General features: G+C 60.0%; 23 protein-coding genes. 9 read left to right on the top strand and 14 right to left on the bottom strand.

The window, feature by feature from the left end:
* Nucleotides 1-4: 4 nt before the first annotated feature.
* The 7 genes from KIT08_06940 to KIT08_06970 all read left to right on the top strand — a co-directional run bounded on the left by KIT08_06940 (nucleotide 5) and on the right by KIT08_06970 (nucleotide 6,929).
* Nucleotides 5-1,477, top strand: coding sequence for an NADH-quinone oxidoreductase subunit M (locus tag KIT08_06940; protein ID UYN88835.1), 1,473 nt, complete (start codon nucleotides 5-7; stop codon nucleotides 1,475-1,477).
* 2 nt (nucleotides 1,478-1,479) lie between these two features.
* Nucleotides 1,480-2,928, top strand: coding sequence for an NADH-quinone oxidoreductase subunit N (locus tag KIT08_06945; GenBank protein UYN88836.1), 1,449 nt, complete (start codon nucleotides 1,480-1,482; stop codon nucleotides 2,926-2,928).
* A 52-nt stretch (nucleotides 2,929-2,980) separates the two neighbouring features.
* Nucleotides 2,981-3,271 carry an AtpZ/AtpI family protein gene (locus KIT08_06950; protein ID UYN88837.1) on the top strand — a complete coding sequence of 97 codons (291 nt, stop codon included), beginning with the start codon at nucleotides 2,981-2,983 and terminating at the stop codon, nucleotides 3,269-3,271.
* On the top strand, nucleotides 3,264-4,286 hold the full coding sequence (gene atpB, locus KIT08_06955) for a F0F1 ATP synthase subunit A (protein UYN88838.1): 1,023 nt from the start codon (nucleotides 3,264-3,266) through the stop codon (nucleotides 4,284-4,286). Before KIT08_06950 ends, atpB begins: the two co-directional genes overlap by 8 nt.
* A gap of 36 nt (nucleotides 4,287-4,322) precedes the next feature.
* Entirely contained in the window at nucleotides 4,323-4,550 is a 228-nt protein-coding gene (gene atpE / locus KIT08_06960) for an ATP synthase F0 subunit C (GenBank protein ID UYN88839.1), read from the top strand.
* A 34-nt stretch (nucleotides 4,551-4,584) separates the two neighbouring features.
* Complete coding sequence (gene atpF / locus KIT08_06965; GenBank protein UYN88840.1) at nucleotides 4,585-5,322, top strand: F0F1 ATP synthase subunit B; 738 nt, start codon at nucleotides 4,585-4,587, stop codon at nucleotides 5,320-5,322.
* A gap of 71 nt (nucleotides 5,323-5,393) precedes the next feature.
* Nucleotides 5,394-6,929: a UDP-N-acetylmuramoyl-L-alanyl-D-glutamate--2,6-diaminopimelate ligase gene (locus KIT08_06970; GenBank protein ID UYN88841.1), complete on the top strand. Its 1,536-nt coding sequence runs from the start codon at nucleotides 5,394-5,396 to the stop codon at nucleotides 6,927-6,929.
* A gap of 590 nt (nucleotides 6,930-7,519) precedes the next feature.
* Here the strand turns inward: KIT08_06970 and KIT08_06975 are convergent.
* From KIT08_06975 to lexA, 14 genes are all read right to left on the bottom strand, one after another.
* On the bottom strand, nucleotides 7,520-9,814 hold the full coding sequence (locus KIT08_06975; protein ID UYN88842.1) for a hypothetical protein: 2,295 nt from the start codon (nucleotides 9,812-9,814) through the stop codon (nucleotides 7,520-7,522).
* A gap of 323 nt (nucleotides 9,815-10,137) precedes the next feature.
* Nucleotides 10,138-12,381 (bottom strand): polyribonucleotide nucleotidyltransferase, encoded by a 2,244-nt coding sequence (locus KIT08_06980; protein UYN88843.1) that lies wholly within the window; start codon nucleotides 12,379-12,381, stop codon nucleotides 10,138-10,140.
* A 249-nt stretch (nucleotides 12,382-12,630) separates the two neighbouring features.
* Nucleotides 12,631-12,909: a 30S ribosomal protein S15 gene (gene rpsO, locus KIT08_06985; GenBank protein UYN88844.1), complete on the bottom strand. Its 279-nt coding sequence runs from the start codon at nucleotides 12,907-12,909 to the stop codon at nucleotides 12,631-12,633.
* Between the two features lie 141 nt (nucleotides 12,910-13,050).
* A complete protein-coding gene (locus tag KIT08_06990) occupies nucleotides 13,051-13,842 on the bottom strand; it encodes a hypothetical protein (protein UYN88845.1) in 792 nt (263 codons plus the stop codon).
* Nucleotides 13,842-14,384 carry an LOG family protein gene (locus tag KIT08_06995; GenBank protein ID UYN88846.1) on the bottom strand — a complete coding sequence of 181 codons (543 nt, stop codon included), beginning with the start codon at nucleotides 14,382-14,384 and terminating at the stop codon, nucleotides 13,842-13,844. Before KIT08_06995 ends, KIT08_06990 begins: the two co-directional genes overlap by 1 nt.
* A gap of 24 nt (nucleotides 14,385-14,408) precedes the next feature.
* A complete protein-coding gene (locus KIT08_07000; GenBank protein UYN88847.1) occupies nucleotides 14,409-15,056 on the bottom strand; it encodes an O-methyltransferase in 648 nt (215 codons plus the stop codon).
* Nucleotides 15,057-15,110: 54 nt separating this feature from the next.
* Entirely contained in the window at nucleotides 15,111-15,845 is a 735-nt protein-coding gene (locus KIT08_07005) for a class I SAM-dependent methyltransferase (protein UYN88848.1), read from the bottom strand.
* The gene (locus KIT08_07010; GenBank protein UYN88849.1) at nucleotides 15,826-16,737 is read right to left on the bottom strand and encodes a site-specific DNA-methyltransferase; all 912 of its coding nucleotides are present in this window, start codon (nucleotides 16,735-16,737) and stop codon (nucleotides 15,826-15,828) included. The genes KIT08_07005 and KIT08_07010 overlap by 20 nt, the downstream gene beginning before the upstream one ends.
* A gap of 50 nt (nucleotides 16,738-16,787) precedes the next feature.
* On the bottom strand, nucleotides 16,788-17,879 hold the full coding sequence (locus KIT08_07015) for a NeuD/PglB/VioB family sugar acetyltransferase (protein UYN88850.1): 1,092 nt from the start codon (nucleotides 17,877-17,879) through the stop codon (nucleotides 16,788-16,790).
* Nucleotides 17,880-17,886: 7 nt separating this feature from the next.
* Nucleotides 17,887-18,900 carry a hypothetical protein gene (locus tag KIT08_07020; protein ID UYN88851.1) on the bottom strand — a complete coding sequence of 338 codons (1,014 nt, stop codon included), beginning with the start codon at nucleotides 18,898-18,900 and terminating at the stop codon, nucleotides 17,887-17,889.
* A complete protein-coding gene (locus tag KIT08_07025; GenBank protein UYN88852.1) occupies nucleotides 18,897-19,778 on the bottom strand; it encodes a thiamine pyrophosphate-dependent dehydrogenase E1 component subunit alpha in 882 nt (293 codons plus the stop codon). The genes KIT08_07020 and KIT08_07025 overlap by 4 nt, the downstream gene beginning before the upstream one ends.
* A gap of 8 nt (nucleotides 19,779-19,786) precedes the next feature.
* Nucleotides 19,787-20,419, bottom strand: coding sequence for a sugar transferase (locus KIT08_07030; GenBank protein UYN90794.1), 633 nt, complete (start codon nucleotides 20,417-20,419; stop codon nucleotides 19,787-19,789).
* Between the two features lie 30 nt (nucleotides 20,420-20,449).
* On the bottom strand, nucleotides 20,450-21,415 hold the full coding sequence (locus KIT08_07035) for a hypothetical protein (GenBank protein UYN88853.1): 966 nt from the start codon (nucleotides 21,413-21,415) through the stop codon (nucleotides 20,450-20,452).
* A gap of 160 nt (nucleotides 21,416-21,575) precedes the next feature.
* Nucleotides 21,576-22,271, bottom strand: coding sequence for a transcriptional repressor LexA (lexA, locus tag KIT08_07040; protein ID UYN88854.1), 696 nt, complete (start codon nucleotides 22,269-22,271; stop codon nucleotides 21,576-21,578).
* Between the two features lie 225 nt (nucleotides 22,272-22,496).
* Between lexA and KIT08_07045 the strand changes: the two genes are divergently transcribed.
* A complete protein-coding gene (locus KIT08_07045; GenBank protein UYN88855.1) occupies nucleotides 22,497-23,507 on the top strand; it encodes an NAD-dependent epimerase/dehydratase family protein in 1,011 nt (336 codons plus the stop codon).
* Nucleotides 23,507-23,809, top strand: coding sequence for an MmcQ/YjbR family DNA-binding protein (locus KIT08_07050; protein UYN88856.1), 303 nt, complete (start codon nucleotides 23,507-23,509; stop codon nucleotides 23,807-23,809). The genes KIT08_07045 and KIT08_07050 overlap by 1 nt, the downstream gene beginning before the upstream one ends.
* Nucleotides 23,810-23,817 lie beyond the last annotated feature (8 nt).

The following is a 23,817-nucleotide window of genomic DNA, read 5'->3' on the forward strand; positions in this document are numbered from 1 at the left end:
ATTGATGGCCTTTCCTTTTCTAAGCGCAATTGTTTTACTGCCCATCCTGGCCGGTGTGGTTTTGCTGTTCCTGCCGCCCAAGAACCACAAGCTGATCTACAGCTTCGCCCTGGCCGTGGCCCTGGTGACCTTCCTGCTGTCGATCGTGGTGTATGTGGGATTTGACACCAACGGGCCTCCCTTCCAGTTCATTGAGAAGTACGACTGGCTGCCGCAGCTGCGCATTAGCTACCACGTGGGCGTTGACGGCATTGCCGCGCCGCTGGTGCTGCTGACCGGTGTGGTGATCTTCACTGGCGTCATCATTTCGCAGCGCATCGATGACCGCCCGCGCGAATTCTTCGCCTTCCTGTTCCTGCTGGCCAGCGGTGTGTTCGGTGTGTTTGTGGCCCTGGACCTGTTCGCCCTGTTCTTCTTCTACGAGATCGCCGTGTTCCCGATGTACCTGCTGATCGCCATTTGGGGATGGAAGCAGTCACGTGAGTACGCGGCGATGAAGCTGACCCTTTACCTGTTCATTGGCTCGGTGATCGCCCTGGTTGGCGTGCTGGCGATGTACTTCAACTCCGGGCTCTACACGTTTGACTTTCTGGCCTTGCAAAACGCCAACTTCTCGCCTGAGTTCCAGAAGCTGTGGTTCCCATTCGTGTTCTTCGGCTTTGCGGTGTTGGGCGGCATCTTCCCGTTCCATAATTGGAGCCCGGTGGGCCATGTGGCCGCCCCGACGGCGGTCTCCATGTTCCATGCCGGCGTGCTGATGAAGCTGGGCGCGTTCGCGGCGCTGCGGGTGGGCATCATGCTGATGCCCGAGGGTGCGCAGTTCCACATGTGGTGGATCCTGCTGCTGACGCTGGTGAACGTGGTGTATGGCGCGTTCATCGCCATGACGCAGACCGACTTCAAGTACATGATTGGCTATTCGTCCGTTTCGCACATGGGTCTGGTGGCGATGGGTCTGGCGACCCTGAACCACGATGGCCTGGTGGGCGCCAGCGTGCAGATGGTCTCCCACGGTGTGATGACGGCTCTGTTCTTCGCGGTGGTCGGCATGATCTATGACCAGGCGCACACCCGCCAGATCCCCGAATTGGGCGGGATGATGAAGATCATGCCGTTTGCTGGCATTGCGTTCATCATCGGCGGCCTGGTATCGATGGGCATGCCAGGCTTCTCCGGCTTTGTGGCCGAGTTCCCCATTTTCATGGGCGTGTGGGCGGATACGCCGTGGATCGCCATTGTGGCGGCCATCTCGATCGCCGTGACGGCCGCCTATATTCTGCGGGCGGTGGGCAAGGTGTTTTTTGGCGAACTGCCGGCTGCGCTGGAAGGCCACATGCACGACATCAAAATCTCTGAGAAGCTGGCGCTGGGCATTCTGTGCGTCATCATGATCGTGATCGGTATCTTCCCCAGTGTGGTTGTTCCCATGGTTGAGCACGGCGTTGAGGCGGTGCTGGCCCTGGTAGGAGGCGCGTAACTGTGTTTGGCACCATTACCCCTGACATGATTTTGGCCATTCTGCCGGAAATATCTCTTCTGGTGGTTTTGGCGATCGTCTTTATTGTTGACCTGGTGCTGCCGGAGACGCGCCGCGGCATTTTGGCAGTGATCACTGCCGTGGGCCTGGCGGCGACCTTTGCGCTGACCCTGCTGTATGCTAACCCGGGCAACAGCGCTGAGCTGGTGTGGGGCGGCATGCTGCGCCACGATATGCTGGCGTATGTGGCCAAGCTGCTGTTTATCTTTGCGTCGTTCATTACGGTGCTGCTGAGCGTGAAGCTGGACAACGTATGGCTGAAGGGTGAGTACTACCTGTTGCTGCTCACCTCCACGATCGGTATGACCCTGATGGCCGCTTCGGCTGACCTGGTGATGCTGTTCCTGGCAATCGAGACCACCTCCATCCCTCTGTATATTCTGGCCGGTTTCATGACCGGCGACAACAAATCCACCGAGGCGGGTTTCAAGTACCTGCTGTTCGGCGCCATGACGACGGCGGTGATGCTGTACGGCTTCAGCCTGCTGTTCGGTTTTGCGGGCAGCAGCAATCTGTATGTGATGGCTGATGCGATCAGCGCGGGCGCGGTGCCTGGCCCGGTGCTGGTGGGCACGCTGGTGCTGGTGCTGCTGGGCCTGGGCTTCAAAGTGGCGATCGTGCCGATGCATTTCTGGGCGCCGGATGTGTACGAAGGCGCGCCCACGCCGGTTACGGCGTTCCTGTCTACCGCGTCCAAGGCGGCGGGCTTCATGGTGCTGGTGCGGGTGATGCTGGCCAGCTTCCCCAACATCTTGGCGGACTGGCAGCTGATGCTGGGCATCCTGGCGGCCGCGTCTATGTTCATTGGCAATGTTGTGGCGCTGACCCAGAAGAACATCAAGCGCCTGCTGGCCTACTCAGGCATTGCGCATGCCGGTTACGCTCTGCTGGGCGTGGTGGCGGCTTCTGAACTGGGCGTGGCCAGCGTGATGTATTACTTGCTGGTGTATGTGGTCACCAATATGGCTGCGTTTGGCGTGGTTGTGATCGTGGCGCGGGTGACCGGCTCAGATGAGGTTGAAGATTTTGCGGGTTTGCAGCGCCGCTCGCCCATGCTGGCGTTAGTGCTGCTACTGGCTTTCCTGTCATTAGCGGGTATTCCGCCGCTGGGCGGCTTCATTGCCAAAGTGCTGGTGTTTGCCGCGGCAGTGGAAGCGGGTTTTGTGTGGCTGGCCGTTCTGGGTGTTTTGGCTTCCATCATTGGCTTGTACTACTACTTGATCGTGCTGAAAGTCGTGTATCTGGACCAGCCAAAGAGCGAGGAGCCTGTGCCGGTGGAACGGGCGCATGGTGTAGCTATTCTTGCCAGCGTGCTGCTGGTGCTGATTCTGGGCGTGATCATTGCCCCTGCTTATGAGTGGGCCATTGCGGCTGCAGGCTCGCTGTTTTAGGCTGGTTTGACAAGAAGTTGGATTGTGATATAATTCCCGAATAAGAGCCGAATTGAACAAGCCGAAGAAAACTGACCCCGGGCGATATGCGCTGAACATGACCCTTGTGGGTGCGGCTTCGTTGGCAGGCTTTCTAACGGTTGCTATCCTGCTGGTGGCCCTGTTCGCCGGGCTGTGGTTAGACAACTACTTTTCAAATGAAAACCATATTTACACCATTGCTTTGCTGTGTGTAAGTGTGCCATTTACTCTGGTGGCTATGCTGTGGGTTGTGCGCTTTGTGACCTCCCGCATCCAGCCGCCAGACTTGTCAAGAGACGAGGAGGACGCGGCTAGTGGCTAACACTGAACAAGCTACCGGCAAATGGAAGTATGGAGTCAATCGCTGGATTATTCTGGCGATTATTGTCGTGAGCGTCATTGCGGCTGGGCAGATCCCGCCGGTGCGCCCGTACATCCAGCTCCCTGCGGAAGCCCTGACCGAAACCCTGTTTACCTTCCCGGGTACTGGTGAAGATTTTTATCTCACTAATACCATGCTGGCCACCATTTTGGCAGACATTGTGCTGCTGGTGCTGGCCTTTTTTGTAGTTGGCCCGGCGCTGCGTTCCGGCAAGCAAGTGTTTAAAGGCATCACTGGCGTGATCGAAGCGCTGGTCGAGATGCTTCACAACCTGACCGAGAGCACAGCTGGCAAGTGGACCAAGGCCATCTTCCCCATCTTTGGCGCCATCACCTTTCTGGTCCTGGTGGCCAACTGGATGGAGCTTATCCCGGGTGTGGACAGCATTGGCATTATTACGCACCACAGCGTGGAACACGCCCACCATCTGGATCACGACGCGGTATGTACTGAGGATACGCTGTTTCACATTGGCAGCACCCCGGTGGTAGCTGTGGGCGGGGATACTGCCTGCGCTGCCATGGTTGTGCCCTTTGTGCGCGCGGCCGCAACGGATTTGAACTTTACGATCGCCCTTGCCATTATTGCTTTTATGGCCATCCAGATCATTGGTGTGCGAGCGCAGGGGTTGGGGTATTTTGAGAAGTTCCTCAATTTCAGGGCGCTGTTTGCCAAGCCGGGCATGGGCATCATTGATTTTGTGGTTGGTATTTTCGAAATTGTCTCGGAATTCTCCAAAATCATTTCGTTCTCCTTCCGTTTGTTCGGCAATATCTTTGCAGGTATGGTTTTGCTGTTCGTTATCGGTACGCTCATTCCGGTTGCAGCGCAGACCGGCGTGTTGATGCTGGAGTTTGCCGTGGGCCTTATCCAGGCCCTGGTGTTCGGCATGCTCACCATGATCTTCATGGCCCAGGCAACCCAGTCGCATCACGGCGACGAAGAACACCACTAAAAAATCTGACTCATTTGTTGATGGAGGAATAGAGGAATGGAAGCTGCTGCTGCAAAACTGATTGGTGCTGGTATCGCCATGATCGGCGCCATGGGTGCCGGTTTGGGTGTGGGTATGGCTGCGTTTGGCGGCGTGCAAGGCATTGCGCGCAATCCGGACGCGGCAGGCGCCATCCAGACCAACATGATCCTGGGTATCGTGTTCACTGAAGCTATCGCCATTTATTGTCTGGTGGTAGCCATGCTCATTCTGTTCGTTTTCTAAGAACAGAGAGCCGCGATAGAAAGGAGCAACTACATTGGAAGCTTTAGGTATTAATCTGGGTTTTCTGCTCGTCCAGATCTTCAACTTCCTGATTCTTTTCGTTGTGCTTCGCAAGATGGTGTTCGCTCCCATCGCCAAGATGCTTGAAGCCCGCCGCGAAAAGATTAACAAGGGCCTTGAAGACGCTCGCATCGCTGCTGAAGCGCGCGAGAACGCCGAGAAGGAAGCTGAAAGACTGTTGAGCGAAGCCCGCACAAAGGCGGCTGGCGAGGCGCGCGAAGTGACTGCACGTGCTGAGGCGCAGGCCAAGGAAATCATCAAGGACGCTGAGGCCAAGGCTGGCAAGGCTCGCGAAGCGGCCCTGGCCGAGGTAGACCAGGAGCGCGTGCGTGTGCTGGGCGAGGTACGCGGCCAGGTAGGCGCGCTGGCAGTTGCCGCGGCGCAGAAACTGATCGGCGAGGCGTTGGACGCCAAGAAGCAGCAGGCCCTGATCGACGAGTTCTTCTCCGGCGTGAAGGCTGGCAAGGTGACCGTGCTGGAAGGCGCGGACGCAGCTGGCAGCTCTGCCGTGGTGACCAGCGCGCTGCCGTTGAGCGCGACGGAACAGTCCTCGGTGCAGGAGCAGGTGCTCAAGACGCTGGGCGGCAAGGGTGTGGTCACCTTCAAGGTAGACCCGAACATCCTGGGCGGCTTGGTGGTGCGTGTGGGCGACAAAGTGCTGGACGGTTCGGTTTCCGGCCAGTTGGGCGCCCTGCGCCAGAGCATTCGTTAGACTACGCAGCATTTTGCGATACAGAGAGACGCTCGGCAACGGGCGTCTCTTTTGCTATACAATGAGCCGCCATGAAATTGAAGCAACTGCTGCGCACAATTGACCTGGATGGACAGGTGCCGGATGTGGATGTGACCGGCATTGCACTGGACTCGCGTTTGGTGCAGCCAGGCGACCTGTTCTTTGCGATCGTGCGCGGCGTAGACCGCTACCAATACTTGGAGCAAGTGGCAGCCCGCGGCGCAGTGGCCGTGGTGGGCGAGCGTAAGGATGTGCAATCTGCGCTGCCGCACGTGACTGTGCCGGATGCGCGCTTCGCGCTGGCCGAGGCGGCCGCGGCGTTCTACGGCTACCCGGCGCGTGACCTGACCCTGCTGGGCATCACAGGCACGGACGGCAAGACCACTACGTCTAATTTCATGTATCAGATCCTGCGTGCGGCGGGGTTGCAGACCGGCATGGTGAGCACGGTCAATGCCCAGATCGGCGAAGAAGTGCTGGACACCGGCTTTCATGTAACAACGCCCGAAGCCTTTGACACGCAGCGCTATTTGCGCCAGATGGTGGACCGAGGGCTCACGCATGCCATTTTGGAAATGACCTCGATCGGCTTGGTGCAGCAGCGCGGGGCGCGCCCACGCGAGTTTGACATTGCGATTGTCACCAACATCACCCACGAGCACTTGAACGACCATGGCACCTATGAGGCTTACTTTGACGCCAAGGCGCTGCTGTTTGAAGGTCTGGATCAGCCCTTTGAGAAGAGCCGGCCAGTGGAGCGGCTGGCGGTGCTGAACCGCGACGACAAGTCGTATGAGGGGCTGGCCAAGCGCACGAAGGCCAGGCAGCTGTCATACGGGCTGCACGCCGAGGCAGACCTGCGCGCCACGGATATTCGCAATGAGCCCGGACGGTTGAGCTTTGTGGCGCATGGGCCGGGCTTTAGCTTCCCGGTGGAGACACGCATGTTCGGCGCATATAACGTATCCAACTCGCTGGCGGCCATTGGCGCCAGCGTGGTGGGCTTGGGCGTGCCGGTGGAAGCGGCGCAAGCCGGTATCGCTGCCCTGGAAGGCGTGCCCGGGCGCATGGAGCGGATCGAAATGGGGCAGGACTTTACGGCGATCGTGGACTTTGCCCATACGCCGAATGCGCTCAAAGTGGCTTTGGAGTCAGCGCGGCAGTTCACCAAAGGCAGCGTGATCACCGTGTTCGGCTCGGCCGGGCTGCGCGACAAGGCCAAGCGACGGATGATGCCGGAACACGCGGCCGAGCTGGCCGACATCAGCGTGCTGACGGCAGAGGACCCGCGCACCGAGAGCCTGGACGAGATACTGGCTGAGATGGCGCGGGCGGCGGAAAGCCGTGGCGGCGTGGAGGGCAAGAGCTTCTTCCGCGTGCCAGACCGCGGGGCGGCGATCTCGTTCGCCGTCCTGCAGGCCAAGCCTGGCGATGTGGTGATCGTGCTGGGCAAGGGGCACGAGCAGTCGATGTGCTTCGGCGAGACCGAGTACCCGTGGGACGACCGGGTGGCGACGCGAGCGGCGCTGGCGGAGCTGCTGGGTGTACCCGGGCCGGAGATGCCGCGCCTGCCGACGAGCAGGTAGGCTGCCGACGAGCAGGTAGGCTGCCGACGAGCGGGTAGCGCCGACCTGCGTGCAAGCTGCTGGTGAGCTCCACCTGTTGTAGTTTGTGTCGCTTAGGTCGGTTGTGTCACACTTGTCGCTGTTGTCGCTGTTGTCGCTGTTTAACCTTGGCGTTAGGCAGTTGAGCGCTCAACTGCCCTTTAGCCATTTCTGATAGTCCTCCTTATGTGCTCAGCAGCCGGCACGCTGCAGGTAACTGGCTGTACTGGCTGCGCAGGCGGCTGCCTGCGTTTGTGGGCGGCATTCTGCCACAGGATGGCGCTGTTTTGCTGGTAAGTGACGCAGAAATCAAGTGGCTGGACAGACGAGTGGCGTGCTCACCTATTAGGAATAAACTCGGGGTTGACGAGGGCTTAGGCTATCAGTATCGCGCGTATAAACATACCAGAATGTGCGCTTGCATATAGCGAAGGATGGACGCAAGCACTGCAGGGAAGATGATAGTGCATGGGTTCACGGTTTCATGTGGCTAAGGTAAAAAAAAACAGACCCGCCACAATTGACGGGGCTGTTTTTCTTGGGGGCGGCATTTCACACCTGAGCAGGGATAACTAACAATCTGACCCGTGCCAATTGGAGATGATATCTTCAACAAGCATAGGGGTGTCTTCTATCAGCAAGGTGCGTTCGGGTAGCTGTGCACAGCCTGCACCGCGCTCGCTGCGCTCCCAGCCGCCAAGGTTGTAGACGTACTCAATCTGCTGGCCAACCGGCATCTCTACAGTTGCCTCATAAAAGCCAGCCCTGGGCAGCAGCAGAATGCTCCAGGGAACCCAGGTCGGGATGCCTGGGTGCTGGAAGCTGCCTCCCATAAAGACCTCCGGGCCGGAACCCTCTGGCGCCTGTACCTTGAAAGTCACGGCGGCCATTCGTGGCAATGGCTCTCCACTCAACAGGGGTGATTCACAATCACCGGAGAGCGCCATGTCATGTGAGGTCACCCACAAACCGGCACCTACACGCAACCATGGGGTGCCATCTGAGGTAACAGAATGCCCGTCAAGATAAATCAGTTGCCCCGCGTTCAATTGAGAAACCTGTGGCTCATCACTCCCTGGCCAGCGGCGCATGGATAGGGTTCCAAGCGCCTGACCGACACAGGCCTCCCCACTGGGTTCTGGGGCCGAGACCACCTCTACTTCTCGCCATGCAACCCAGGCTGGGCTTTCCAGCGAGCGGATGCGGACAGCAATGACCCCATTTAGTGCGATCGGCAACCGGTACACCAGCTGCCCATCGATGCTGGTGTAGCCATAGAATTCAGCCACCAGCACTTGGGTCTGGTTCTCCAACTTTGCCCAGACTTGGTGGTGGGTGTTGCCCGGCGGCCATTGCTCAATGCTCATGCCTACTTGTTGAACAGTAGTAGGCTCGTCTAGCGTGATCTCGATCCACTGCGGCGGATAGTTCCCGGCGTTCCATGGGTTGCTGCTGCCATCCACGGCCGCAGCGGCTGGATTGCTGCCAAGCTGGCTGGATGCTTGTACCGCACGGCCGAGGGCTACGTTGGTTTGTGGTTGAGGCGGAACAATACACGGGTCTGGCTGATGCAGTGGAGACATAGCCTTGAGTAGCAGCTCATCTTCTTCAAGCAGGGTCCATGGCTTTCCGTCAAGGTCCTCGGGCCAGGGATAATAGCCCCAGTTCAGCCAGCCATCAAAGCCTACCGCGCACGAATCGGCAATGTACAGCAAACCGATGCTGAGCGCGGTGAAGGCAGATGGAAAAATGGCATGGCCGGAGCCTGTCTCGCCCATGATTACCGGCTTGCCTTCAAACCCTAGCATGCCGAAGTTTTCAGCCTGTTGCTGAACGCTGAGGTCTGTGTCGTAATAGGCGTGGAAATCCCAGAAATCAACTGCATCTGCTTCGATCAGCGGCGCGGTATCTACATACCAGTCGCCGCCGATACCCGTGGAGTTGGGAAACTGCGGCGCAAAGAAGCCAACCGTGACCAGGCCCTGCGGGTCGTAGCTTTTGACAATCGCGGCTATCTCATCAACGTAAAAGAGCACTCCATCCACCACCATCTGCCGCTTTTCATCGGCGTTGCTCATGTCATAGGTTTGCTCATTGGAGATGGTGACCAGGCCCTCAGACAGCGAGAGAGGCGGCGCCTCCTTCCACAGCCAGAGCTCATTGGTGAGCTGCCAGCCCAGCACGACTTCGAAAGGTGCGGAGCGCTCCGTCAGGCCGGCCATCAGGTCATGCCAGAAGCGGCGCTTGATCTCAACCCCGGCAGGGTGCAGCCAGTCGGCGTTGCGGTAATCCGCGAAGCCGAAGCGCTGGTCGCTGATGTTGATCTGCTGGTCGAAGTAAGGCCAGTAGCCGCCATTCTCCGGTACCGAATTTGCAGTAAATATGATGTAAATACCTTCTTCGCCGGCGACGTGCATCAGATCCACCATATTGTCGAGATAGGCTGGATTCAAGCCTATCCCGGAGGGGTTGCCGATGCAGTAAGGCCCGCCGCCGCAGGTATCGAAGAAAATTCGTACGGTGTTGTAGCCATAGCGGGCCAGGTTCTGGAAGGCGGTTCGCACCCGCTGCGGGTTGTAGACATTGGTAGCCATGACGCGGTCTTCGTAGTTGCCATGCTCGGCAAGATAGAAATCGACGTAGTTTACGCCGCGCGGCACAAAGCGTTCGCCTGTGGACGATTTATAAAATTCACCCACACCTTCCACTACACGGATTTCAATGCGCTGCACGTCCAGGGCGGCCCTTGGGGTTAGAGTAGCTTGTTGTTTGGTTTCGAGAGGAGATTCAACGAGTGTGGCTTGGGAACAGGCGGCCAAGAACAGGAACACGAAGAAAAGAAGTCTGAAACTTCGGGGTGTCTTCATATCATCTCCCTAGTTTTAGATTTGTGAAGTTAAAATGATAGCACCCAAGCATGCCCATTTGGGTATCAAGAATAAATTCGGCGGCTGGCGCGAATGTGTGTTGGGTGATGAGTATCGTGAATATTTGATGCGATGCGAGTAGTAATGAGTGTGTGGTAAGAACAACCTACGAAGGTGGTGGAAATCAACTTCGTAAGGTGACTGCTGCGTGGAGCAATCGGAGATAGGGTGCAAGGAATGCAAGGCTTTCATGTGGAATAGATGAAAAACAGCCCCGCCATTTGGCGGGGCTGTTTGTGTTTTGCAGTCTGACGGGGGACGGGTTAGCGGCGACCGCCGCGGAAACCACCGCGGTCACGACCACCGTCTCGGCCGCGGCCGCCATCGCGGCCACCCCGACCGCCGCGGTCACCGCCGCCGTTGCCACGCGGGCGGCTAGCGCCGCCCTTGTCCTTCTCGCGGGCTTCTTCAGCGGTCCAGCCTTCGAGAACGGCCTGGCGGCTGAGGCGGATCTTGCCGCTGGGGTCAACATCGGTGACCATGACGGTGAGTTCGTCGCCAACCTGGGCCACGCTCTCCACGCTCTCGACGTGGTTGCTGTCGAGCTGGGAGATGTGCACCATGCCGTCAATGTTGGGGAGGATCTCGACAAAGGCGCCAAAGTCAGTGGTGCGTACGACCTTGCCGGTGTAGACCTTGCCGATCTCGGCGGTCTCGGTGAGGGCCTCGATGCGCTCGCGGGCGATGCGGGCCTTCTCGCCGCTGTCTGAGGCGATGAAGACCGTGCCGTCATCGGCGATATCGATCTTAGCGCCACTCTCTTCCTGAATGGCGCGGATGGTCTTGCCGCCTGGGCCAATGACCGCGCCGATCTTCTCGATGGGCACCATGACGGTGGTGATGCGCGGGGCATGGTCCTTCAGGTCTGCACGTGGTGCAGCCAGCACTTCAAGCATCTTGTCGAGGATGTGCTTTCGGCCTTCCTTGGCCTGGGTCAGTGCTTCGGCCATCATGGCCGGAGTCAAGCCGGAGATCTTGATGTCCATCTGCAGGGCGGTGATGCCCTTATCAGTGCCGGCGACCTTGAAATCCATATCGCCCAGATGGTCTTCGATGCCCTGGATGTCGCTCAGGATCTGGTACTTGCTGCCATCGGTGATGAGGCCCATGGCGATACCGGAAACGGGGGCCTTGATGGGCACACCAGCATCCATGAGCGCCAAGGTGCTGCCGCATACCGAGCCCATGGAGGTGCTGCCGTTGGAGGACAGGCACTCGGAGACCAGGCGCAGTGTGTAGGGGAACTCTTTCTCTGTCGGGAGCACGGCTACCAAGGCGCGCTCAGCGAGAGCGCCATGGCCGATCTCGCGGCGGGAGGAGCCGCGCAGCGGGCGGGCTTCACCGGTGGAGTACGGCGGGAAGTTGTAATGGTGCATATAGCGCTTGGTGTTGATAGGAGTGAGGTTGTCCAGCTCCTGCGCTTCCTTGGGCGTGCCCAAGGTGGTCAGGGTAAGCACCTGGGTCTCGCCGCGGGTGAACAGGCCGGAGCCGTGGGCACGCGGGCTGAGGTCAACCTCGCACCAAATGGGGCGGATCTCGGTGGGCTTGCGGCCGTCGGGGCGCTTGCCGTCGTTGATGATGCGGCGGCGCACTACGGCTTTCTCGGCCGAGGTGTAGGCTTCCTTCACCTGGCCGGCCAGCACGGCGTCGTCGCCGCCCAACTCTTCGACAATCGTGTCGCGCAGCAGGTCGATAGCCTCATACTGAGCCGCTTTGCCCTTGGTGTTCTCGAGAATGTTCTCGAGTTCGCTCTCGGCGCGGGCCAGCACTTTCTTCTTTAGCTCTTCGTCAATGCTGAACTTGGGATAGTCGCGCTTGGGCTTGCCCACCGCGGCGGCCAACTCCAGCTGGATATCGATCAGGGGCTGCAGGGCCTGGTGGCCGAGAACGAGAGCGGCAGCCATGGCGTCTTCGTCCACCTCGTTGGCACCGCATTCCACCATCAGGATGGCTTCACGTGTGCCGGCGATGCGCAGGTCAAGATCGGATTCGGGGAGCTGGCTGTAGGTGGGGTTGACCACGAACTCGCCATTGATGCGGCCCACGCGCACCGCGCCGACCGGCCCGTTCCACGGGATGTCTGAGATCATGATGGCGGCCGAGGCGGCGTTGACGGCGATGACGTCAAGCACGTTCTCAGTGTCGGCGGACAATGCGGTCATGATGACCTGAACGTCATTGCGCAGGTCTTTGGGGAACAGCGGGCGCAGCGGACGGTCAGTTAAGCGCGAGGTGAGGATGGCTACTTCAGTGGGGCGGCCCTCACGGCGGAAGAAGGAGCCGGGGATCCGGCCGCCGGCGTACATGCGCTCTTCAAAGTCCACGCTGAGCGGGAAGAAGTCAATGCCCATGCGCGGGTTGGCGCTCATAGTGGCGGTGGCCAAGATGAGCGATTCGCCGATGCGGGCCGTGACGGCGCCGCCAGCCAAGCGGGCCAGCTTGCCGGTTTCCAGGGTGATGCTTTGATTGCCAACAGTGGCGGTGTAACTGTGTACTTCTGGTTTCATATCTCTCCTATAGGCGCATTTCACCTACAGGGCTGCACGCGCAGGGTGAAAATGCACCTGGCCCGCCTGTTGAGGAACTGGTAACTGCAGACAATCTGCGAGCAAATTATCAGCAAGTGCCAATGCCCCTAACGAGCGGGTAACTAGTTTGTAGGGGCTTAGTGTATCCGCAAATGCGCCCGCATGCCCCGTTGAGGGCGGGCTAACAAAATAGTGGATATGCTCAGCATATCCACTATTTGTGTTTTGCTACTTGGTTTTGCGGCGGATATTGAGCCGATCCGCTAGCGCAACGTAGGCATCGTAGTCCCTGTTGCGCAAGTAATGCAGCAGGCGACGGCGTTGGCCCACCAGCTTTACCAGACCGCGGCGGGAAGCCACATCTTTCTTGTGGGTTTGCCCATGGGCAGTGAGCTGTTGAATGCGATTGGTCAGCAGGGCAATCTGTACCTCGGTAGAGCCGGTATCACCCTCTGCGCGGCGGTAGTCGCCAATGATCTGGTTCTTGGTGTCTTTGGTTAACGGCATGACGTCTGCATCTCCTTTGTATTAGCAGGTCTCCGAGCAGGCAGGTGGCCCGAATGGGTTTGCCGCCTACTGGTCGAGTCAAGGCAGGATTATACCAGCTAGCTAGCGAAATGGAGATTGGCCACTGCTCAACGGGAGCAATTATTTGGCCAATTCCCGCAGGCTGGCTTGCATGTCGGCGGGCAGTTGCCGGATGACCTGGCGTGCTACCCAGCGGGCGCCTTCGGTGGGCTGGGCGGCGAGGAGCTGGCCAAGAAAATAGGCAGTCTCTTTTGGGCTGCGGTCCGCCAGCGTGTTGAGCAGATCGGCCAGGAAGGGCTGCAGTTTGCGCGGCGGGTCCTGGCTGATGGGCCTGAGGAGGGCAAATAGAGACGGCAGATTAGCAAACTCGCCCATCGTAAGCAGGGTCTGCAGGCTACCGAGGCTAAGGATCTGCTTGCGGCTTTCGTTGCTGCTCAGCAGCTGCTGAGCGAAGTTGAGTAAGCCTGCGGGGTCGTTTTGTGCGATGGTGCGTGGGCCGCGCTGGTACAGTTCAGCGACCAGCAGCTCTTCCTGATTTTCAGCGGCCCAGGCTTCAAGGCGGGTGGTGATCTCGGCCACCGGCGCGGGCGTTGCGCCCAGCATGCGGATTGCGAGCTGGCGGGTCTCGAAACTGCGGCGCTCCCACAGGGCGTCTGCAACTGACAGAGCGGCAGCTGGCTGCTGGCCGGCTTGCAGCCCCATTTCCAATTCCAGCCGTTTGAGGACCGGCGGCGGCACCTCGAAACTGAAGATGACAGGACGCAGGCCCTTTATGCGTCCGTGGCGATGGACAGGTGTGGAATAACTTTGCAGCAGTCGCTCAAGCTGTTTGAGATAAGCCTGCGGGTCGGTGAAGTGATCTGAAAGTTGAGCAGCTTCCTGCTGTAGCTGCCCAAGCTGTACGCTGGGCATCAGGCAGCCAGGGCCTCGGCCAGCAAACTGACGGCATGATCTATGTCCTCGGCGTAACTGAGCAGCTCGCGATGAGCAGGGCGAATGTGCTCGTCCTGTGCTTCGATGAGGGCCAGCATGGTGCGGCGCCAGCCATCCCCGATCAGGATCAACGGGCGAGTGGGCATGGCGCTGGTTTGCATCTGGCTCCACATGGTGACGATCTCGTCCAGGGTGCCGATGCCGCCGGGCAGCGCCAGGGCGGCATCACACGAATCGATCAGGCAATATAGCCGCTCGCGCAGGGTAGGGAACTTGCGCTCCTCGAGCACCCAGGGGTTGTGTCTGGCGGCGCGCCAATCTTCGATCTGCTGGCAGGTGACCCCGACCACATGGCCGCCAGCCTCGGCCGCGCCGCGCGAGGCGGCTTCCATGGTGCCCATGTAGCCACCGGTGAGCACCGTGTGGCCGGCGCCCGCCAGAAGCTGGCCAAGGCGGCGAGCTTCTTCATAGGCGGGCTGACCGGGCTGGGGTGAAGCGGAGCCGAAAATGGTGATGTTCATGGCCAGTATTTTACTGAACCAGGCTTATTCAACAATTGTCAGCGCAAAGCCATCATAGCCTTTGCTGCCCACGGTTTGGATGACAGTGTTGTTTGTGGAGCGGCCCAGTGTCTGCAATAGCGCACGCGCTCCGGCGCTATTGGCATCCTGCCCTTCGACGACCTGGCCATTGCGCACGACATTGTCGCTGATGATGAGGCCGCCCTTGCGGGTGAGCTGCTGCGCCCATTTGAAATAGTTTGGCAGATTGGGCTTGTCGGCATCGAGGAAGCACAGGTCGAACCCGGAGGCGAACTCTGGCAGCAAACTGGGCAGGGTTTCCAGCGCCGGGCCAACGCGCAGCTCGATGCGCTCGGCCAGGCCTGCGGTGGCAAAGTTGGCACGGGCCACTTCGGCATGCTTGGGCTCAGCCTCCAGTGTGACCAGCAGGCCATCGGCAGGCAGGGCGCGGGCCAGCCAGATACCGCTGTAGCCAGCCAGAGTGCCGATCTCCAGGATACGCCTGGCACCAATGGCGCGGGCCAGAATATAGAGGAACTGCCCTTGCATAGCAGACACCTGGATGCTGGGCATGCCAGCCTGCTCAGCGGTGCGTAGGGCGGCGGCGAGGATGTGGTCTTCTGGGGCGAGTAGCCCTTCAAGGAATTTGTCTACGGCTTGCCAAGGTTCCATGAATAAAGTGTACTGCGTCTTGGTCTACCAAGATAGTGGAGCATATGCATGCTGTCATAGTCTCAGGCCTTTGGTGCCATAGATGGCGCTGGCACATCCGAAGAAGAACTCTGAGTAGGATGTCTCAAGACCCGCAAGACGAAAGATGGCCTGGGCGCGCCGCGTATTCTTGAACAAGCGCGTGTATTGGGCAAGCATGCGGTAGTTTTCAGGATTGCCAAGCATAAGGCGCCCAATCAACGGGATGCAATGCTCTAGATAGAACATGTAGGGCAATTGCAAGAGGAGCGAGGCGGGAACAGAGATCTCTACTAGGGCAAAGGTGCCACCCGGCCTGAGCACGCGGGCTATTTCGGCGGCAAGGGTATGTAGTTGCGCTTCGGAAAATGTCTTGAGGCCAAAGGTGGAAATGACCGTATCCAGGCTGCTGGCTGCCAGCGAAGAGACCAGGGCATTTTGATTTGAAGGGTGCACATTGCCATAGCGAGTATAGGCTTTCGTTAGGAGCGACAGCTCCACCATGCGGCTGGAGATATCAAATGCAAAGACCTGGCCGCCAGACCCGATGGCAGCCAGCACTTGCGGCCATGCTTCGCCCTGGCCGGACATGAAGTCGCCTACGCGGGCTGCAGGCTTCAGTGCTGCCAAGCGCACACACTGCCTGCGCCATAGCCAGGCAAAGCCAAAGGATGAAACTAGATTGACCACTCCATACGTGGCCGACATCTCATTGAAGAGTTGCTTGATGTAAAGGGGATCGTAGAACTTCTCAGGGGTTGCTGGTCGCATCTTTCCCCCGAGTAATTCTTGTTTCGGCCAGCTTGATGTACTTCTTATCCATCTCGTAGCCAACGTAGCTGCGGCCGGCCTTGAAGGCGGCGATGGCGGTGGTGCCGCTACCCATGAAGGGGTCCAGGACCACCTCGCCCGGAAAGGTGTAAAGTTCGATCAGGCGGCGGGGCAACTCTTCGGGAAAGGGCGCGGGATGACCGATCTTTTTGGCGGATACGGTGGGGAAGCTCCATACGCTTTTGGTGTTTTGTAGGAAATCATCTCTCTCGCTGGTGAAACGTTTAGCGTCCGTAGGCGCCGGGCGGCCGAAGCGATCTTTACTGAATACGAGGATGTATTCATGCACGTCTCGCAAGGTGGGGTTGCTGGCGCTGCGCCAGGAGCCCCACGCAGTCGAACCGCCGGCGGAGCTGGCCTTATCCCAAATGATTTCGCCGCGCATCAGGTAGCCCAGGGCTAGCATGTCGTTGATGATGAAAGCGTGCAGGGGGATGTAAGGCTTGCGGCCCAGGTTGGCCACGTTGATGCAGGCGCGGCCGCCAGGCACCAGCACGCGCAATGTCTCAGCCCATACACGGCGAAGCATACCCAGGTATTGCTCTAGATCCAGATCTTTGTCGTACTCTTTGCCGGCGTTGTAAGGCGGAGAAGTGACCATGAGATGGACACTGTTGTCTGGCAGCTCGTGCATGTCTTCGCTGCTGTGGCCGAAGATGCGGTTAAGCGTCTCAGCTGGCAGTTCGGTTTGAGCGTAAGGAGTGTTGGTTTCAGTGGGGAGCTTGGCGTACAGGGAGCTGTTATAGAAGCCACTGGCATCGTGGTTCTCTCGGCTGGAGGAGCCAAACGCGCGGCTGTGCGTACCCTTGGGGCGGCGTTTGGCGGGTGCCATGGGCGAAATGTAACAGAAAATCGTTGACTAGAGAAAGTGAGTGGCGGTCCTTAGCTGGGCCAGACCGCACCGGCGCGGACGACGCCATTGTCTGGCACGCTGTCTTTGACCGTGGCGCCGTTGCCAATACGAGCCAGGTTGCCGATGTGCACATTTAGATTGATGGTGACCCCCATGCCGATCAGCGTACCGCGGCCCACCTGTACGCTGCCGGCCAGGATGCTGCCGGGGGCCAGGTTGGCGTACTCTTCCAGCACACAGTCATGCGAGACGATGACGCCGGTGTTGACGATGACGCCTTTGCCAACTCGCGCGTCTGAGCCAACATAGGCATGCGGGAAAACCTGCACGCCTGGGCCGAGCTGGGCGCTGGGCTCGATCACTGCGCTGGGGTGCACCAATGTGGGCAACTCAAAGCCGGCGGCCCCCAAGCGATCAAATACGGCGATGCGGGTGCTCATGGCGCCGATGCCGCCCACGGCGTTGAGCGCACGCGTGCAGCCGGCGGCGTGCAAGGCGGCCAGCGCCGCTTCGCCGCCGATGACGGTGCTATCTAATACGGGGTCACCCGGTTGGCGGCTGTCGTCTATGACGCCGGCCAGCGTGTATCCGCCAGCGGCGCGCAGCAGGTCGATCACGGCTTTCCCGTGGCCGCCGCCCCCGTAGACGATGACGGAATTAGGCAGCTTTGCCGAGTCAGGAATGGCGAACGCAGCTTGCCCAGTTTGGGAGGCGAGTTTGGCGATGTAGTCCTCGGTGATTATGGGGCCAATGGGCAGGGTGGAGAGCTCAATGCCGCGTTTGTGGGCCAATTGGAGAGCAGGCTGAGTGATGCGCAGCCCATCCGGTACGCCAGACTGTGTTTCTGACTTGGTTTTGGGCGCTTGCCAGTCTTTACTGGGCGCAAGATACAGCAAGACCTGGCCAGCGGGCAGCATGTCGCCTTGTTTGGCTTGCAGCCCGGCAACAAAGCCATCCGTATCTGCGAGGAGCTCAAAGGTGGATTTGGTGGTTTCCAAAGTGGCCAGCGTATCGCCCTTGGCGACCCTGGCGCCGTTGGAGATAGGAAGGCCAACCAGACGGGCCTCAGTTTCGTTGGGGTTGATCAGTGGAACGTGAACAGTCTTGGCGGCTTCAGACATCAAGGCTTTATACCATTTCCCGCGCGGCGGAGACGATGTCCTCGACAGAGGGCAAGGCGGCATCTTCCAGGTTGCGGGCGGCAGGTATCGGTGCCTCTGCGGCCGCCACGCGACGGGCCGCTTGTAAGCGACCGCCTAATTGTTGAGCGGCGCGTGCCAGTTGCTCGGCGCCCCAGCCGAGGGAGTATGTGCCTTCTTCGACGGTGAGCAAGCGGCCACTGCGTTGCAGGGAGTCCTGCAGCGCAGGCTCCAGGGTGCCGGCAGCGGGCAATGGAGCGAGCTGGGTGGGTACTACCAGCTCGCAAAAAAGCTCGTGCTGGAAGGCAAGCTGGGTCAGGGCCTCGCGAGCGAGATCGGCCATGTAGCCGTAGGCGGTGAGGGTGAGCCGGGGGGCGGGTGCGCCCTTGAGGCGCAAGGTGTGCGTGGGGGCGAATTCGCCCGGGCTGACCTGGATCTCAAAATCAGCGAGCGCGGCGGAGTCCAAAATTTGCTTTGGGTACAACACCTTATTCTCGATAAAGAGCACGGGAACGTTCTGTTCCAGGATGGCGCGGCGCAGCAATTCGCCAGGCTCGCTGAGGGTATTGGGCGCCAGGACGCGCAGACCGGGCACCCCCAGGTAGAGCTTCTCCAGCGTTTGGCTGTGGGTGGGGCCGTAGCCGCGCCGCCCGCCCATGGGCGTGCGGATGACGACGGGCACGTTGGCGGCGCCATTGAACATGGCGGGAAATTTGGTGATGCTGTTGATGAGCTGGTCGGCTATCAGGGTGCTGAAATCGCCGAACATGAGCTCCACCACGGGGCGCAGGCCGCGCAGAGCCATGCCGGCGCCCACGCCGGCGATGGCGGCCTCGGATACGGGGCTGGTCCAGACGCGGTCAGGGTATTGGCTGGAGAGGCCGCGGCTGACTTTGAAAGCGCCGCCATATGGGTCTAGCAGATCTTCGCCAATCAGATAGACGCGCTCGTCGGCGAAGGCGGCATGTAGGCCGCGGTTGAGGGATTCGAGTACGCTGGTCATGGTAAGGGGTCGGCTGCGGCCTTAGTGTAGGCGGCGGCGATGGCCGAATTTACTTCGGCGTCGATGGTGGCGCGTTCGGCGGCTTGCAGACGGGCGCCGTGGATGGCGAGCGGGTCCCGAATCGCGCGCAGCTGCTCGATGAATGCGGGGTCACGCGTATCGTCGCCCTTGGAGTGCGGGCCGAAGCGGGCCGTGTGCAGGATGAGGGTGCGTGGGCCGGGTGCGGCGCGCAGCTGGGCAAATTCTTGCTTGGCTGCGGTATTGATCTCGCGTACATCGCTGCTGTCGAGCTCTACCGCGGGGATATTGAAAGCAGTAAAGCGGCCAGCGAGGCTGCCCGCCATGGCAAGCTCCGTGGGCGTGGTCTGGGCGATGTGATTGTTCTCGACGACGAAAAGGATCGGCGCGGCCCAGAGCGAAGCGATATTGAGACTCTCGTAGACAACCCCTTCGCCCATGGCGCCATCACCGAGAAAGAGCACGGTCACGGCCTGGCTGCCCTTGCGTTTTTCAGCAAGGGCAGCGCCTACCGCGATGGGGGCGGTGCTGCCGAGCACGCCATTGGAATAGAAGCTCTTCCAGTGCAGGTGCTGTGAGCCGCCAATGCCGCCGCAAACGCCAGTGGCCTTGCCCATCAGCTCGGCGAAGAGGGCGCGAGCATCGCCGCCATAGGCGAGGAAATGGCCATGGCAGCGGTGGTTGCTGAACACGATGTCGCCATCATTAAGATGGGCCAGCACACCAGCCGCGTTGGCCTCCTGCCCGATGTAGGTGTGGGTGGTGCCGTAGAAAGCTCCCTTGGGGAAAGCGTCGAGCACGGTTTCTTCAAACTGGCGAATGGTGGCCAGCTGCTTGTACAGAGCGGCATCCGTGTGCATGGCGCGCATTATAACGGGCGGCCTTTTTCGTCCGGTGCGGCTGGGCGGCTGCCCATAAACTCCAAGGCGGTGGCGTTGCCCGGCTGGTTGATGCCCTCGCGGCGTAGTACCTTGAGCGGGGTTAGCAGCAGGATCTTGATGTCTAGCCACAGCGACCAGTTGTCAACGTACCAAACATCCAGAGCGAACTTGTCCTCCCACGAAACATTGTTGCGGCCGTTGATCTGGGCCCAGCCGGTCATACCGGGCAGGGTGAGATGGCGGCGGAACTGCAGCGGTGTGTATCGGTCCAAATAGCGCATGAGCAGAGGGCGCGGGCCGACCAGGCTCATTTCGCCGCGCAGCACGTTCCAGAGTTCGGGCAGCTCGTCGAGGCTGCTGGCGCGCAGCAGGCGCCCGAAGCCGGTCAGGCGCTGCGCATCCGGCAGGGGCTGACCGTCAGGCCCGGCGGCATCTCGCATGGTGCGAAATTTGTAGAGCATAAAAGGCAGGCCGCCGATGCCCGGGCGCGGCTGGCGGAACAGGACGGGCCGGCCCAGAAAGATGCGCACCAGCAGGCCAATGAGCAGAACCAGTGGCAGCAGCAGGGGCAGCGCCAGCAGGGTCAGAAGCAGGTCAAATATGCGCTTGGAGCGGGGAATGGCAACGCGCGGCGGCACGCAAGGATTTTATCAGCGCGAGGCGAACATCTTTTCCAAGGCGCGAGCGTAGATGGCCTTGGCGGTGGCACGGTTCTGCGGCTGGTGGCGGGCGAAATGCTCCATCATGATGCCGGAGTTGACCTCGAGCACGCGTAGAACGCCGTCAACCTCAACGATGTCGATGGAGGCGAAGCGGATGTTGATAGCCTGCTGGGCAGCGAGGGCGAGGGCCTGGAGCTGCTCCAGCAGTGGGCCGGCGCTGAGGGCCTGCGGCGTGGAACCGGCGCCGAGGTTGTGCTTCCAGCCGATGGTGAGCGACTCGCCGGCCGGCAGCACCTGCTCCAGCTGGGCCTGGTGCTGCTCCAGCGCTTCGACGGCCTGTGCCTGGGTGATGGCGCCGGCCAGCAGCTGGCGCTCGACCAGGGCGCGCAGGCTGGCGGCGCCATCGCCGCTGACCTGCGGTCGCTGTTTGGCGTAGGCCAGCTGGCATTCACCGTCGAGCATGATGAGGCGATGCTCGTTTTGGATTTGGTAGTAGGGCGAGAGGCTGAGTGACTGCCCTTTTTGGAAGATGCTGAGCACAGCTTTTTCAAGCTGGGCCTGGTTCTTGATACGGGTGACCCCGAGGCCGCCGGTGCCTTCGTTGGGTTTGGCAACGATGTTGTAATCGTGCTGCTGGGCATAAGCCAGGATGGCGGGCCAGTGGCCGCCCTCTGGGATGTAGGCGGCGCGGCTTGGGTTGAGGAAGAAGCGATGCTCAATGTGGGGGATGTGTTGGTGATGGAGCAAAGCGGCAACGGCGGCCTTGTCGCCAGCCAGCATGTGCGCCGTGGCCGAGTTGAGCTCAAAGTTGAAGCCAAAGGTGTGGCGCACCTGCCCGGCCTTTTCGAAACGCAAAATCCAATCCTGCGAGAAGCTGGTGAGGGTGTAGCCTTGCTCTGTGGCGATCTCTCGCAGCAAGGTGACGAAGATGCGCTCGTAGCTGGGCGTTGACATGGGCCATATTCTAAGCGTAACGGAAGCCCAGTTAAATTATGAGAATCACCTTCTGCGGGGGGACCGCTTTGGTGATTCTCATCAAGGCCCTTGATTTCAAAATAAAAGACCCGCTCACACATGAGCGGGTCTTTGTAGTCTTTGTGAAGCGGAGCGGGCACTAGTTGGGAGCACCCATTTGGCGGATAACCATGACGACCTTGCCTTGCACCTGGACGGCGCGGGGGTTATCTACAAAGATGGGCTGCATGGTGGGGTTGGCGGGCTGCAGGCGGATGCCGCCGTTCTCTTTGTAGAAGTACTTGAGGGTGGTCTCGTCACGGTCCGTGAGCCAGACGGCGACCATTTCACCGTTGCGGGCGTCCTGGGCCTTTTTCATGACGACGATGTCGCCATCATTGACCATGGCGTCTACCATGGAGTCACCCTGGACTTCGAGGGCGAAGAGGTCTTCTTCTTTGTCGCCGGGGGCGAGCAGGCTGCGGGCGATCTCGACGCCGCTGTCCTGGTCATAGTAGGCAAAGTCGGACCCGGGCACAGGCATGGGGGCGCCGGCGACGATACGGCCGACCACGGGCACCTTGATGAGATCCTCGATGGCCTCGCGGACAGCGTTGGCGGCGGCGGTAACACCCTTGACGAGGCGCACGCCGCGGGAAATCTTGCGGTCGCGCTCGATGTAGCCCTCCTCTTCCAGCTGGTTGAGGTAGTAGTTGACCACTGAAGTGGAAGAGATGCCGGTTTGTTTGCCGATCTCACGGATGGAAGGCGGGTAGCCGTTCTCCTCCTGATAACGCTCAAGCAAATCCAGGATCTTCTTGTGGCGTTCGCTCAAACCCTTGCGTCTTTTAGCCATCATCATATGCCTGCTCCTGCACCACGCCTTGATAATAGGTCATTTGTGCTATGCCAGAATAACATGAACAGGCGTTCTGCGTCAAGTGAAAATCAAGACCACAAAGGCTGGATCTGAGCTAGTAGCCGCCGCACTGGTTGAAAGGTGGGCTGAATTTCAACAGCACGAGGCATTGTTTTATAATGTGGATTGAGTAGCGTCTGCTGCTCAGCCCCCAAGAACCCTATGACCAAACAAGTTGTCCTTATTACTGGTGCGGCTGGCGAAATTGGCCAAGCCTTGGTGCGTGAGCTGGCGGCTGGCGGTGCGCAGATCGTGACCCTGGACCTGGCGGCGATGCCGGAAGAACTGGCCGGACATACCACCCACATTACCGGCAGCATCACCGACAAAGCGCTGATCGAGCGCCTGGGGACTGAATACACTTTCGACACTATCTATCACCTGGCGGCTTTGCTCTCGACCCGAGCGGAGCATTCACCGGCGCTGGCCCACGAGGTAAACGTGGATGCCAGCGTTTTGCTTTTAGAGCTGGCGGCGGCTCAGTCTGCGGCGCGGGGGGAAGCCGTCAAGTTCATTTTCCCCAGCTCCAAGGCGATCTATGGTATGCCGGATCTGGAAACCAAGGCGGCGCACCCAAGCGTGAAGGAAGATGAATGGCTGCACCCGGATACGGTGTATGGGGCCAACAAGCTGGCGGTGGAACTGCTGGGTGCGTACTATTCGCGCCGCTACAAGCAACTGGGCGAGGCACCGGCGGCATATGTGGACTTTCGGGCGCTGCGCTTTCCGGGCCTGATCAGCGCGTTCACGCTGCCGACGGGCGGCACCAGCGACTATGGCCCGGAGATGTTGCATGCGGCGGCGCAGGGCAAGCCGTACGCGTGCTTTGTGCGCCCGGACACCACGATAGCGTTCATGGCGATGCCGGATGGGGTCAAGGCGCTGCAGACGCTGGCGGCCGCGCCGCGGGCTGCGTTGAGCCGCACCGCCTACAACGTGAATAGCTTCAGTTTGTCTGCTGAGGATTTTCGCCAACAGGTGCTGGCGGCGTTCCCTGAGGCGCAGATCAGTTTTGCGCCGGATGCGAAGCGGCAGGGGATCGTGGACAGCTGGCCGATGGGAATCGATGATAGCGTGGCGCGGGCGGACTGGGGCTGGACGGCGGAATATGGCCTGCAGCGCTGTTTTGAAGACTATCTGGTCCCCAACATCCGTCAGCGTTACCAGGCGTGATGGCGCACCCCGCCAAGAAGCAAACAAAAGATTCGCGCAACCAGCTGGCGCGGCTGCGCACGTTGTGCGGCGGGCTAGCAGATACTGTGGAAGTGGAAGCGTGGGGCGAACCCACCTTTCGTATCAACGGCAAGATGTTCGCTATGTTTGCTTCGCCCGAAACGCATCATGGCGAGGGGAGGACGGCGGTATGGATCATGGCCGAAGCTGCGGAGCGGGATGTGTTGGTAGCGGCGGATGAGAAGCGATACTTTGTGCCGCCGTATCAGGGCAAGAGCGGCTGGATCGGTGCGTATCTTTGACGAAAGCA

The organism is Anaerolineales bacterium (genome assembly GCA_025808555.1).
In the GTDB taxonomy this organism is placed as follows: domain Bacteria; phylum Chloroflexota; class Anaerolineae; order Anaerolineales; family UBA11579; genus JAMCZK01.

Coding starts and splice junctions, on each gene's coding strand:
- KIT08_06940 (UYN88835.1), top strand. CDS start 5: ATGGCCTTTCCTTTTCTAAGCGCAATTGTTTTACTGCCCATCCTGGCC.
- atpE (UYN88839.1), top strand. CDS start 4,323: ATGGAAGCTGCTGCTGCAAAACTGATTGGTGCTGGTATCGCCATGATC.
- KIT08_06970 (UYN88841.1), top strand. CDS start 5,394: ATGAAATTGAAGCAACTGCTGCGCACAATTGACCTGGATGGACAGGTG.
- KIT08_06975 (UYN88842.1), bottom strand. CDS start 9,814: ATGAAGACACCCCGAAGTTTCAGACTTCTTTTCTTCGTGTTCCTGTTC.
- KIT08_06980 (UYN88843.1), bottom strand. CDS start 12,381: ATGAAACCAGAAGTACACAGTTACACCGCCACTGTTGGCAATCAAAGC.
- rpsO (UYN88844.1), bottom strand. CDS start 12,909: ATGCCGTTAACCAAAGACACCAAGAACCAGATCATTGGCGACTACCGC.
- KIT08_06990 (UYN88845.1), bottom strand. CDS start 13,842: ATGCCCAGCGTACAGCTTGGGCAGCTACAGCAGGAAGCTGCTCAACTT.
- KIT08_06995 (UYN88846.1), bottom strand. CDS start 14,384: ATGAACATCACCATTTTCGGCTCCGCTTCACCCCAGCCCGGTCAGCCC.
- KIT08_07000 (UYN88847.1), bottom strand. CDS start 15,056: ATGGAACCTTGGCAAGCCGTAGACAAATTCCTTGAAGGGCTACTCGCC.
- KIT08_07005 (UYN88848.1), bottom strand. CDS start 15,845: ATGCGACCAGCAACCCCTGAGAAGTTCTACGATCCCCTTTACATCAAG.
- KIT08_07010 (UYN88849.1), bottom strand. CDS start 16,737: ATGGCACCCGCCAAACGCCGCCCCAAGGGTACGCACAGCCGCGCGTTT.
- KIT08_07015 (UYN88850.1), bottom strand. CDS start 17,879: ATGTCTGAAGCCGCCAAGACTGTTCACGTTCCACTGATCAACCCCAAC.
- KIT08_07020 (UYN88851.1), bottom strand. CDS start 18,900: ATGACCAGCGTACTCGAATCCCTCAACCGCGGCCTACATGCCGCCTTC.
- KIT08_07025 (UYN88852.1), bottom strand. CDS start 19,778: ATGCACACGGATGCCGCTCTGTACAAGCAGCTGGCCACCATTCGCCAG.
- KIT08_07035 (UYN88853.1), bottom strand. CDS start 21,415: ATGTCAACGCCCAGCTACGAGCGCATCTTCGTCACCTTGCTGCGAGAG.
- lexA (UYN88854.1), bottom strand. CDS start 22,271: ATGGCTAAAAGACGCAAGGGTTTGAGCGAACGCCACAAGAAGATCCTG.
- KIT08_07045 (UYN88855.1), top strand. CDS start 22,497: ATGACCAAACAAGTTGTCCTTATTACTGGTGCGGCTGGCGAAATTGGC.
- KIT08_07050 (UYN88856.1), top strand. CDS start 23,507: ATGGCGCACCCCGCCAAGAAGCAAACAAAAGATTCGCGCAACCAGCTG.